Consider the following 11,059-nt stretch of genomic DNA (forward strand, 5'->3'; position numbering starts at 1 on the left):
AACTGAGAATGAATAAATTTACTCTTACAGGACCCTCTACCCAAACTCTCATTTTATATTAAGGGTTTTTACCCTAAAAAGCTAAAAAAACTGCACATTTATATAGATCCTGTTGGGTTCACTGCATCGTTCAACTGGATTTCTAACTCATTCTGGTAATTTGCTTTTTCTTCACCTGTCCATTCAAGATATTCTGCCATCGTATCAATCACAGCAATTTTCCACTGCTGTACCCATTGAATGTTAAAATATAGGGCCCCAGTCCGGCGGATAAAAAAGTCCACAGGTGTAACAGTCATTTCCTCCTCTATGCTATACCTTAGCTGCACATATATATCCAATGGTAAACCGAATTTATTATTGGAATCGTAATCCTTAGCAATCTCAAAAAAACGATGAATATTTGAGCCATATCGATGGACGAGCTGTAAGTACTGTTCATTTGGAAATCCGACCGCAATTGCGGCCTCTAAATTTTTTTCAATAAAAGCCTGAAACTTACTTGATCCTCCAAATTGACCGCCGGAGATAGGCATATGCTTCGTTTGGCATGTGCTAAGACGAAGCCCACATTCCTCTTCCAACTGTTTTGCTACCAAATCAACCACTGTTTCTGCCATTTTGCGGTAACCGGTCAGCTTGCCACCAGCAATCGTGATTAATCCAGAATCAGATACCCAGATTTCATCCTTACGGGAAATTTCAGAAGGGTCTTTTCCTTCTTCATAAATTAACGGCCTTATCCCTGCCCAGCTGGATTCAATATCTTCTTCGTTAATCTGAACTGCGGGGAACATATAATGAATGGTCTCAATAAGATAGGTTCGGTCTTCAGATGTCATTTTCGGATGAGTCGGCTCCTTATCGAAAAATGTATCCGTAGTTCCAACATACGTCTTTCCATCCCGAGGAATGGCAAACACCATTCTGCCATCATGTGTATCAAAATAGACAGCCTGTTTTAGAGGAAACTTGGACTGGTCAATGACTAAATGTACCCCTTTGGTGAGCCTTAGTTTTTTTCCAGACAAGGAATGATCTCTGTCACGAAGGGTATCTACCCAAGGTCCGGTGGCATTAATGATTTTTTTCGCAAAAATATCTAACACTTCTCCATTTAGTTGATTAACCACCCTTGCACCGACTACTTTTCCGTCCCGGTAAAGTAGTTCGCTCACTTTTGTGTAATTGACGGCCTTCACACCTCTAGCCACCGCTTCCTTCAACACTTCCATCGTCAATCGGGCATCATCGGTACGGTACTCCACATAGAGTCCGCTACCTTTTAATCCATCTCGTTTAATAAGGGGCTCTTTTTCAATGGTTTGATCAGGAGACAGCATCGATCGCCGTTCTGCCTTTTTTACACCAGCTAAAAAATCATAGACTCGAAGACCAATAGAGGTACTAAATCGGCCAAATGTCCCTCCTTTATGAATAGGCAAAAGCATCCACTCTGGCTTGGTAACATGCGGACCATTTTCGTACACAATGGCGCGTTCTTTCCCGACTTCCGCAACCATTTTTACCTCAAACTGCTTTAGATAACGTAATCCGCCATGGACTAGTTTAGTAGACCGACTAGATGTTCCTGCCGCAAAATCCTGCATTTCCACCAACGCGGTATTCAATCCCCTGGTTACAGCATCGAGTGCAATCCCGCAGCCTGTAATCCCTCCACCAATGACAAGGGCATCAAATTCTTCTAAAGCCATTTCGTTTAAAATTATTTTTCTATTTAAACTTGAAAATTTCAATGGAATACCCTCCTATTTAAGGAAAAAGAGCTAATTATGATTTACCCTATTTAAATGTATTCATCCCTCACACCAAAATCTCCAACATATTACTTTGTTTTATTTTTCTGATAATATAATATTAAAAGCAATAACAAAGCCACTACATAGGAGGATTACCATGTTCTTATCCTTTCCCATCTGCGCTGCCCTTTTAGGGATGTTGATTGCTCAATTCGTAAAAATTCCGATACACTTTTTAACCTCAAGAGAACTAAAATGGAGCTTAATGTTTAGTACAGGTGGAATGCCAAGCTCCCATACAGCAACCATTATTTCTTTGACTACAGCGATTGGAATTACCTCAGGGGTTCAGTCCAATGAGTTCGCTATCGCGGTGATCGTCTCTCTTATTGTAATGCATGATGCGATGGGAGTTCGAAGACATGCCGGCTATCATGCAGAAGTGTTAAATACATTGTTGGCTGATTTTAATCTTCTCATCGAGACCTTAAAGCATCCAAGTTTGAAGAAAACAGAATCCCGCAATAAGCTAAAGGAATTGCTCGGCCACCAGCCAGCGGAGGTGTTTTTCGGAGCGATTACAGGGATAATTGTGGGGTATTTGACTTATTTGGTTTATCCGTTTTAATTCAATTTTTCAATCTAAATGTAGTGTTTTCTTCAATAATTGGCATTAAAAAATAAGCTGCCATTTTCCATGGCAGCTCTTTATATCCTGTTATATCGAATAATCCTCCGGTATAAATACACGTAACTGCTTCGGTTTAACAAACACCTCTTCCCCCGTCGCTAAACCTAAGCTGCGAAACCGCTCCTTTGTTAACTCCGCCTCTAGAAACTCCCCTGTATCCTTACGAATCAACTCCAGCTGAACCACTGCACCTACTGAATGAATATAACTTATCTCGGCACTTACTGAATCGGTGCTTGGCTCACGCTCAATACTGATATCATGTGGCCGGACATACCCCACTGCTTCTGTGTTCACAGTTCCCGCATATTCAGGAGCATTCACTTCCACCTCAAAATTCCCGTGCCGTAACTTCCCTTTGTGTAGACGGCCTTTAAACAAATTCACATTTCCTAAAAAATGATAGACAAATGGGGTCTTGGGACTTTCATAGACTTCTTCAGGCGTACCGATTTGTTCAATCTTCCCTTCGTTCATCACTACAATTCTGTCAGCCACGTCCAGCGCTTCCTCCTGGTCGTGGGTCACAAAAATACTGGTAATCTGGTAATCATCATGAAGCTTTCTTAACCAGCGACGTAAATCCTTGCGCACCTTCGCATCCAAGGCACCAAAAGGTTCATCTAACAAAAGGACTTTAGGCTCAACAGCCAATGCTCTCGCTAAGGCGACCCGTTGCCTTTGCCCTCCAGACAATTGAGTTGGATAGCGGTCAGCAAAAAACTCCAGCTTAACCAGCCTTAATAATTCCTCCACCTTCTCCTTAATTTCTTGCTTGGAAGGTCGGGTCTTCCGTGGGCGTACTTTTAACCCGTATGCAATATTATCAAAAACAGTCATATGCCGGAAAAGAGCATAATGTTGAAAAACAAAGCCCACCTTCCGCTCTTTCGTACTAATGTACGTCATGTCCTCTTCTCCGAACAAGATGGCTCCCTGGTTGGCTGCTTCTAATCCGGCAATAATTCGTAAGAGGGAGGTTTTCCCTGAACCTGAAGGGCCAAGAAGGGCAACGAGTTCTCCTGTTTGGATATCGATCGAAATATTGTCCAAAGCTTTAAATGTCCCGAACGATTTTGAGATATTATTAATTTGAATGCTCATTTAGACAGCTCCTTCTTCGGGTATCACTGATTTTTTTGCTTTCCACTCAATCAGATTTTTCACGACCAAGGTAATAATGGCGAAAAAGGACATTAACGATGCAACAGCAAACGCTGCTGAAAATTGATATTCATTATACAAAATCTCAATATGCAACGGCATAGTATTAGTCAAACCGCGGATATGGCCAGAAACAACCGAAACGGCTCCAAATTCTCCAATCGCCCGGGCACTGCAGAGAATAACACCGTATAATAACCCCCATTTGATATTCGGAAGCGTGACCAACCAAAACGTTTTCCAGCCACTTGCCCCTAAGGTCAACGAAGCTTCCTCATCTGCTGTGCCTTGTGTCTGCATCAATGGAATCAATTCTCTAGCAACAAAAGGAAGGGTAACCAGCAGGGTTGCAAGAACAATGCCCGGCAATGCAAAAATGATCTTAATATCATGCGCCATTAACCAAGGGCCAAATAAGCCATGTGCACTGAATAATAGAACAAACACTAATCCGGCAATAACTGGGGAAACGGCAAAAGGCAGATCAATAATCGTAATCAAAAAGCTTTTTCCCTTAAAATTGAACTTAGTCACAGTCCAAGCAGCCGCCACTCCAAAAATCGCATTGAGAGGAACAGTAATAAGCGCAATTAGGAAGGTTAACTTAATGGCAGATAACGCATCAGGGCTAGTGATGGCTGCAAAAAACAACTCTCCCCCTTTTTCAAAAGCTTTCACAAATATCGCAACTAGTGGTAAAACTAAAAACAAACATAAAAATCCTAACGCCACCGTAATCAGGAGCCAGCGAACCCACCTAGGCTCAGAATTCTTCGAGGTAGTCTGTAGTGATGTATTACTTGCATATGTCAGAGAAACATGTCCAGCCATAGTGACCTCCTATGTTTTATATGAATTTCCTATTTGTCCACCATTGCAACAAATTAATCAAGAATAAGAGAATAAAAGAAAAGATCAGCATTACTGCAGCGATGGCAGTCGCCCCTGAATAATCATATTGCTCAAGCTTTGTCATAATTAACAATGGCGTAATCTCCGTTTTCATCGGCATGTTTCCGGCAATAAACATCACTGAACCATATTCCCCCAGTGCTCGTGCAAATGCTAGAGCAAAGCCTGTTAGCGTTGCCGGCAGTAATTCCGGGAAAATTACTTTTCCAAAGGTTTGGAGACGGTTAGCTCCTAAGCTAGCAGAAGCTTCTTCAAGTTCTTTTTCAAAGTTTTGTAGGACAGGCTGAACGGTTCGAACCACAAAAGGTAAGCCAATAAAGGTGAGAGCTAGTGTAATACCAAGTGGGGTAAATGCCACCTTAAAGCTCAGAAATTGTCCAATCCACCCTGTCTTAGTATATAAAGTGGTTAAGGCAATGCCTGCAATCGCTGTCGGCAAGGCAAAGGGCAAATCAACCAGTCCATCGATAATCTTCGCTCCAGGAAAACGGTAGCGAACTAACACCCATGCAATTAAGACACCAAAGATGACATTAATCGATGCTGCCAGCAGCGAAGATCCAATGCTGAGTTTATAGGATGCTACTACTCTCGGATCAGATATCGTGTGCCAGATTTTTTCCCATGGAGCAGCCGCCGTTTGGAAAAAAATCATGGATAAGGGCAAAATGACTAGAAGGCTAATGTAAAACATGGTGAATCCGAGTGACAGGCCGAAGCCTGGGAGTACGTTGCTTCGTTTCCTTTTAAGGCTTTGTATATGAGCCATGAGGTTGACCCCTTTCGTTAAAAGATACATAAGCGCTCCCAACTGCTAAAGGTTGGGAACGCCTATTCATTTTTTCTTACTTCGGCTGATATATTTGATCGAATGTACCGCCGTCATTAAAATGTGTTTCCTGTGCTTTTTTCCAGCCTCCGAAATAATCATCAATCGTTACTAAATTCAGCTTTGGAAAAGTATCCGCATACTTCGCAAGAACTTCTTCATTTCTTGGCCTGTAGTAATTTTTCGCCACAATTTCCTGTCCTTTTTCTGTGTATAAGTAATTTAAGTAGGCTTCAGCCACCTCTCTGGTGCCCTTTTTATCCACCACTTTATCCACAACTGCAACAGGTGGTTCGGCCAGGATACTTATGGACGGAGCTACAATTTCAAATTTGTCTTTCCCGAGCTCGTTTAAGGTTAAAAATGCTTCATTCTCCCAAGCGATTAATACGTCTCCAATGCCACGCTCAACAAAAGTAGTTGTGGCACCTCGGGCACCTGAATCTAACACCTCTACGTTGCTATATAATTGACCCATAAAGTTTTTGATTTTCTTTTCATCACCATTGTATTTTTCCTGTGCATAAGCCCAGGCAGCTAAGTAATTCCAGCGAGCTCCACCTGATGTTTTGGGGTTCGGTGTGATGACTGAGACACCTTTCTTCGTTAAATCATCCCAATCCTTAATGCCCTTCGGATTTCCCTTTCTAACTAAAAACACAATCGTAGAGGTATAAGGAGTAGAATTATCCTTTAACTTCTTTTGCCAATCCTTTGAAAGCGAACCAGCTATGTTTGCAATTTCATCGATATCATACGCCAAAGCGAGTGTAACCACATCTGCTTCGAGACCGTCAATAACCGCCCGGCCCTGTTTCCCTGAACCGCCATGTGACTGCTGAATCGTTACCTCTTGACCTGTTTTATTTTTCCAATAGCTTGCAAACTCCTTATTAAACTCTTCATAAAGCTCACGAGTGGGATCGTACGAAACATTCAGTAACTCTACTGGCGATTTCTTTTCAGTGGTTTTTTGAGTTGTTTTCTCTTCCTTTTTTTGACCAGTTTGACTGCTTGTTTGATTACTTCCGCATCCGGTTAAAAGAACAGCAAGTATTAATAGCAGCAGTGTAAACTTATAAGAACCTTTTTGAATACGTAACATGGTGAAACTCCCCCTTTTTTTAAATAAAAAAGGCTGCTATATCTTTAATACTTGTTAAAGAGAATTTCGGCTCATAAAAAGCTCCGAAAAACAGCTTTAAAACAGTATTAAAAAATAGCAGCCTTCAGTAAGTCTGATCGGCATGAAAAATAATAGATTACTAAGTGCATTATCTTTTTAAGGTTATTGTTTCTCTTTTGAAGCATGCTTCTTTTGTCCAAATCGTGTTTTCTCGGTTTTATCAATTTGAGTGATCGCACCGTCATGAACCGTGATAATAACCGAGCCATACTCCATCCCTTTTAGAGTTGATAGAATAAAGTTTGCCTTGGCTTGATCTACATTCGCCATATATTCATCCCCTTTTATATATAATATATCCTATGTGTTTACTTGGTTTTTATATAAAAAAATTACTAACCTAGTAGACAGACAACAATGTGGACTATACTTACTAATCGGATAAGTCATGATGATTTTCTCCCTTCTAAAATAATAAAAGGCTTATACCCATAAAAATGAGTATAAGCCTTTGGTTTTCCAATCAGCTTAAATAATTCAGTTAGATTATTTACATTTTATTCTGACATTTCCTACCTGTCAAGTAAGTTTTAAAAGTTATTTTGTATTCTCCAAAATGTTCCGTATCTTATCCGTATATATTTTAGCTAAACTCTTCTTCGTGTACTCAAAGTTTTTCATACTGGCTTCTTTAGGAATGTTCATGGCCACAAATTGCCTATCGAGCTTCTCAATGACAAACCGCTCATCTTCATCCTTCTTAGTTCCGCCCACCTCAGCTAAATCAATCCTTGTCCTGTCATTTAGTTCAATAATGTAAAAGAAGTCGCCCTTTGAGTGTCCAAACAAAGAGGATCGCCCCTTCCCATACACCCCAGTCTGGATTTTCACAATATCATTGTAGCTATATTCCTTTCCCTTTGGAGTTAAAAAGGAATAATGGACGATTTTATCGGCTTTAACTACAGTTACCGGTGTTATAACTGTATATAGTAAAACAATAGTAAATGCTGCAACAGCCATCAAAATGATTTTTCTATACTGCCTAAAAAATTTACCATATCGCCAAGCGTCTCTAAATTCTTTGTTAAAAAGGTAAAAGTACCCCGCAAAAAGATAAACCTCAAAGATAAAAACCAATCCTGAATAAGGTGATTTGAATATCCAAATGATATATTCTTTTGGTACAAACAACACTTCCTGCATGAATGCGATTAATACAAATATTCCAATAGTCAATAGGATGATGGCGATAAATCCTAGAAATCGCAGAATAAAGGATAGTAGCTTTTTCATTTTAATGGCTCCTGTACGGATTTTTTCGTGAAGCATCAATAAAAGGAGAGTAACATTACTCTCCTTCGTTTACGGCGATTTGGTACCCCTCTTGTTGTGGACCGTCCTCATATACATCCCTTGTCACTATGTAATAAGTTTCTCCATTATTATCTGTAATAACCATCTCACTTGGACTTTTATCGACCGCTGCCGCATCCAGGCTGTAGTATGGTAAACCTAAAGTTGATGTATCAAATGCCATGCAGATCCCTCTTTTCTTTTTTTAAAGCTTACCGTCTTTTTAAAATACAGGCAAGGTCTAACTATGCTCTATTGTAAAAACTTTTATCCTGTCCCATGTAGCTTGCCAATTCTTTTTTGCTACACGTTCATCATACATTTTCATTCGCTCATTATTCTCAGTAAAAAATGGGGTTGGTCTTACCTCGAAATGGATCACATCGCTAATTCCCCAAGGAGCAGTTAAGATGACATGTTCATTTTCATCTATTTTAACCCCTAATGCGGTCGCTGTTTCTGGAAATTTCGAAATTGCATCCACAGAGGAGGTATAAGGTAGTAATTTATTTCTAATATGCATTCTAGCTTCATTTTTTACCGACCATGGAATGTATGGCTTAAGAGCCCCCAATTTTCTTTCAAGCTTCTTTTCCTCTAACTCATCAATAGACGTTGGGTCGAAATAAATGACATCGATATCTGGAATAGGTGTCCTTTCACTAAACCCCTGAAGAGTATCCCATATTTTCGAACGAACAAAGCCAGCACAAATCCACCAATCAGGTAAGTTCAGTGATTTTACTGATTTTAATATCTCCATCATCCATGGATCACTTTGTATAATCAAAATGATTTCTTGTTCATCTATCATTTTTTGTTGACCCACCTTTTGTTATTCATAAGATCCTTTAACCTCTGGGAGCGATTGGTAGACAGGATTTTGTTTTAGGATGGCTTGAATATCAGAAACCAGCTCCGACATTTGTTTTCCGTCCTTACTCTTATCGCATTCAGACCAGGCAAAATGGCGCTGTGCATCATTAATCCAAACAGTTAGCTCATAACTAACTAATGGCTTCATATTGCATTTAGTTGATAGCTTTTTATCCTCAAGATAGTTTGAAAGAATCATGAGTTTATAGATTTGGTTCATTTCATCTTTTGAAAACTGAAAATCGCTAACGCCAACTGCTTCCCCATTTTGCAGGTCCTTGATCAACTCTTGGTCTTTAGTGTTGATTTTATTTTTCAACCCAACACCATATTTTAACTCAAAATCAAACTGGTCCTCGTGGTCTACATCATGAGAAATGGTCAGTAGTTCCTCTCCAAAGTCAGGACATTCTTCTACCATATATTTCGTACTAGTATTAGATTCTAGCTTTTGAATACTTTTGCAGCTATAAGTAATTACATCTCCGCCTCCGTACTTGTCCTCTGTAGTATCTCTTTTAATCGTGAATTTGGAGCCGTCATACGCTAAATTATAATATATGGGGTCACCTTCAATTGTATAGCGGATGAGTCGAACTTTATCCTTCTTCCCACTGTTCATATTTTTAACAAATCGGTCCAACCTTTCAATATGCAAAAGACTCCCATGTGTTTCTACTATTTCATTTGCAGTTGGTTTATGTTTAGTAGTAGCATGATCTCCTCCTTGGCAACCCGATAATATGACAATTATGAATATGGTTAATCCCAGCCAAAAGGCTTTGTAACTCATTCTTCCATCTCCTCTTTTCACGAAATAGGACTCTCAACTCCCATTGCTGCGTAAAACTGTAGAAGGTGTTTGCTAGAAAGAGCTTTCTTTAATAGTTCTTCATTGTAACCACAGGTTTGCATCGCCTTGTTGATGGCATCAATCCTTTCCTGCCTTTGTCTTCTATAGTTGGATTCTAATTGTATTTCTAGTGGGACGATAGGGATGGTGTATGGCCCAAAAGAGACATTTTCATATAAGTCCCAAATGTATTTTCCGCCTTCCCAAATGCCATCTCCTGTTTGCGAATCGGGAATCCCTGCTGAATTGGATATGTTCACGACCTCAACATCGACGCCTTCGATTTTCCAACGTCCTTTTGTCCAGGTAAAACCAGACGGGAAGGTTTGGGTAAAGGTTGGCTCTTCAACGGAGGATAGCCAATTTTCATCATGCTTGTCTTCCTGCTTTTCATGAAGGGTGTATGGATGTAAAAGATTCGCAAACTGGCCGACACATTCTTTATCTTTAACATAAATGTCGATGTCTCCTGGATTCATGTCACAGCCTTGTAGCACCGACCCAACAGAGCCTACCAATATCCAATCCATTCTTGATTCGGAGTTAAAGTAGATCTCGCATATTTTTGATAGAGCCTTTTCCCAATTACTCAATTTCTCCACCTCTAGTCGATTCATTCCAATTACCTTTTCGGATTTCATTTATCTTTCCAAAAAACTCAATTGTATCTCCTTGTAAAACAATGCCATCACCGTCGTAACAAGTGTAAATCGTGATTTGGTTCGTTAAAGAATACTCTAATAGTTCCTCTAGACGAGGCTGCTGTACTTCCCAATGTGGCATGAACTCAAAGTTTATTAGATTCAATGCCTCTAATGTCTGCAAATCAACGATATTTTCGTCTATGTAGTCCGCAATCTTAATAGTTTTAGACATCATGATACTTCCGGCACTCAGAGCGATAAGTAATTTACCTTTTTCCGCCATGGTTTGGATGGTTGGGATTAGATTTCTTTCCTGGAGGTTTTTTAAAAAATAGAAGGTGTTGCCTCCTGATAAAAAGATACCGTCACAGTCTTCTAATTCTTCTAGCAAGCTTCCATCGTATTCTTGATCGGCATCAAAATATAAAAAGTCACTAACCCCTAAGGACTGGAAATATTCTTTAATATAATTGAAGTATCTTCTTTGTAGGTCCGATTGGGAGGGAATGTATGCTAATTTAAAATGGCCTTCGCCTATCATTCTTTTAATTCTTTCCTCTAAATGTAGATTCATATCATCTGAAATATTGCTCAAAAGCACGAGATTTCGCATACTTTGTACCCCTTTTCTAAATCTATCCAATTTTATCTGAAGTTCGACATATTTGAGGCGAATCCCTGCCTGAGTGAAGGACAAATCCTGGCTCTCCTTCTTGGTTTTTGTTCTTCATCCAAACTATGAAGGACAAAAACCGGCTTTGCTCCTTGCATTTTGTCCTTCATCCAAGCTATGAAGGACAAATCCTGGCCCTCCTCCTTGCTTTTTGTCCTTCATCCAAGCTATGAAG

13 protein-coding genes are annotated in these 11,059 nt (G+C 39.9%); 1 reads left to right on the forward strand and 12 read right to left on the reverse strand.

Annotated features, from left to right (window positions below; genetic code table 11):
- Window positions 1-98: 98 nt before the first annotated feature.
- On the reverse strand, window positions 99-1,715 hold the full coding sequence (locus AC3A54_RS19820) for a glycerol-3-phosphate dehydrogenase/oxidase (RefSeq protein ID WP_487655957.1): 1,617 nt from the start codon (window positions 1,713-1,715) through the stop codon (window positions 99-101).
- Between the two features lie 202 nt (window positions 1,716-1,917).
- Here AC3A54_RS19820 and AC3A54_RS19825 point away from each other — a divergent pair, with 202 nt between their 5' ends.
- The gene (locus tag AC3A54_RS19825; RefSeq protein WP_487655869.1) at window positions 1,918-2,388 is read left to right on the forward strand and encodes a divergent PAP2 family protein; all 471 of its coding nucleotides are present in this window, start codon (window positions 1,918-1,920) and stop codon (window positions 2,386-2,388) included.
- A 90-nt stretch (window positions 2,389-2,478) separates the two neighbouring features.
- Here the strand turns inward: AC3A54_RS19825 and AC3A54_RS19830 are convergent, their stop codons facing one another.
- The 11 genes from AC3A54_RS19830 to AC3A54_RS19880 all read right to left on the reverse strand — a co-directional run bounded on the left by AC3A54_RS19830 (window position 2,479) and on the right by AC3A54_RS19880 (window position 10,824).
- Complete coding sequence (locus AC3A54_RS19830; protein WP_487655870.1) at window positions 2,479-3,555, reverse strand: sulfate/molybdate ABC transporter ATP-binding protein; 1,077 nt, start codon at window positions 3,553-3,555, stop codon at window positions 2,479-2,481.
- Window positions 3,556-4,446, reverse strand: a complete 891-nt coding sequence (cysW, locus tag AC3A54_RS19835; RefSeq protein ID WP_487655871.1) for a sulfate ABC transporter permease subunit CysW — start codon at window positions 4,444-4,446, stop codon at window positions 3,556-3,558.
- Window positions 4,447-4,462: 16 nt separating this feature from the next.
- Complete coding sequence (gene cysT, locus AC3A54_RS19840; protein ID WP_487655872.1) at window positions 4,463-5,296, reverse strand: sulfate ABC transporter permease subunit CysT; 834 nt, start codon at window positions 5,294-5,296, stop codon at window positions 4,463-4,465.
- Window positions 5,297-5,372: 76 nt separating this feature from the next.
- Window positions 5,373-6,461 carry a sulfate ABC transporter substrate-binding protein gene (locus tag AC3A54_RS19845; RefSeq protein WP_487655873.1) on the reverse strand — a complete coding sequence of 363 codons (1,089 nt, stop codon included), beginning with the start codon at window positions 6,459-6,461 and terminating at the stop codon, window positions 5,373-5,375.
- Window positions 6,462-6,644: 183 nt separating this feature from the next.
- Window positions 6,645-6,812 carry a YezD family protein gene (locus AC3A54_RS19850; protein WP_335528295.1) on the reverse strand — a complete coding sequence of 56 codons (168 nt, stop codon included), beginning with the start codon at window positions 6,810-6,812 and terminating at the stop codon, window positions 6,645-6,647.
- A gap of 267 nt (window positions 6,813-7,079) precedes the next feature.
- Window positions 7,080-7,778, reverse strand: coding sequence for a hypothetical protein (locus AC3A54_RS19855; protein WP_487655874.1), 699 nt, complete (start codon window positions 7,776-7,778; stop codon window positions 7,080-7,082).
- A 55-nt stretch (window positions 7,779-7,833) separates the two neighbouring features.
- Window positions 7,834-8,022 carry a hypothetical protein gene (locus AC3A54_RS19860; RefSeq protein WP_487655875.1) on the reverse strand — a complete coding sequence of 63 codons (189 nt, stop codon included), beginning with the start codon at window positions 8,020-8,022 and terminating at the stop codon, window positions 7,834-7,836.
- Between the two features lie 57 nt (window positions 8,023-8,079).
- On the reverse strand, window positions 8,080-8,652 hold the full coding sequence (locus tag AC3A54_RS19865) for a nucleotidyltransferase family protein (protein WP_487655876.1): 573 nt from the start codon (window positions 8,650-8,652) through the stop codon (window positions 8,080-8,082).
- A 21-nt stretch (window positions 8,653-8,673) separates the two neighbouring features.
- Window positions 8,674-9,507, reverse strand: coding sequence for a DUF4362 domain-containing protein (locus tag AC3A54_RS19870; protein WP_487655877.1), 834 nt, complete (start codon window positions 9,505-9,507; stop codon window positions 8,674-8,676).
- A gap of 17 nt (window positions 9,508-9,524) precedes the next feature.
- Window positions 9,525-10,160: a nucleotidyltransferase family protein gene (locus tag AC3A54_RS19875; protein ID WP_487655878.1), complete on the reverse strand. Its 636-nt coding sequence runs from the start codon at window positions 10,158-10,160 to the stop codon at window positions 9,525-9,527.
- A complete protein-coding gene (locus AC3A54_RS19880) occupies window positions 10,153-10,824 on the reverse strand; it encodes a Type 1 glutamine amidotransferase-like domain-containing protein (RefSeq protein WP_487655879.1) in 672 nt (223 codons plus the stop codon). The genes AC3A54_RS19875 and AC3A54_RS19880 overlap by 8 nt, the downstream gene beginning before the upstream one ends.
- Window positions 10,825-11,059 lie beyond the last annotated feature (235 nt).

Source organism: Neobacillus sp. Soil_C_43, from assembly GCF_057656715.1.

Bases quoted from the DNA above. Each gene is read 5' to 3' on its own strand.
- AC3A54_RS19820 (WP_487655957.1), bottom strand. From the start codon at position 1,715: ATGGCTTTAGAAGAATTTGATGCCCTTGTCATTGGTGGAGGGATTACA.
- AC3A54_RS19825 (WP_487655869.1), top strand. From the start codon at position 1,918: ATGTTCTTATCCTTTCCCATCTGCGCTGCCCTTTTAGGGATGTTGATT.
- AC3A54_RS19830 (WP_487655870.1), bottom strand. From the start codon at position 3,555: ATGAGCATTCAAATTAATAATATCTCAAAATCGTTCGGGACATTTAAA.
- cysW (WP_487655871.1), bottom strand. From the start codon at position 4,446: ATGGCTGGACATGTTTCTCTGACATATGCAAGTAATACATCACTACAG.
- cysT (WP_487655872.1), bottom strand. From the start codon at position 5,296: ATGGCTCATATACAAAGCCTTAAAAGGAAACGAAGCAACGTACTCCCA.
- AC3A54_RS19845 (WP_487655873.1), bottom strand. From the start codon at position 6,461: ATGTTACGTATTCAAAAAGGTTCTTATAAGTTTACACTGCTGCTATTA.
- AC3A54_RS19850 (WP_335528295.1), bottom strand. From the start codon at position 6,812: ATGGCGAATGTAGATCAAGCCAAGGCAAACTTTATTCTATCAACTCTA.
- AC3A54_RS19855 (WP_487655874.1), bottom strand. From the start codon at position 7,778: ATGAAAAAGCTACTATCCTTTATTCTGCGATTTCTAGGATTTATCGCC.
- AC3A54_RS19860 (WP_487655875.1), bottom strand. From the start codon at position 8,022: ATGGCATTTGATACATCAACTTTAGGTTTACCATACTACAGCCTGGAT.
- AC3A54_RS19865 (WP_487655876.1), bottom strand. From the start codon at position 8,652: ATGATAGATGAACAAGAAATCATTTTGATTATACAAAGTGATCCATGG.
- AC3A54_RS19870 (WP_487655877.1), bottom strand. From the start codon at position 9,507: ATGAGTTACAAAGCCTTTTGGCTGGGATTAACCATATTCATAATTGTC.
- AC3A54_RS19880 (WP_487655879.1), bottom strand. From the start codon at position 10,824: ATGCGAAATCTCGTGCTTTTGAGCAATATTTCAGATGATATGAATCTA.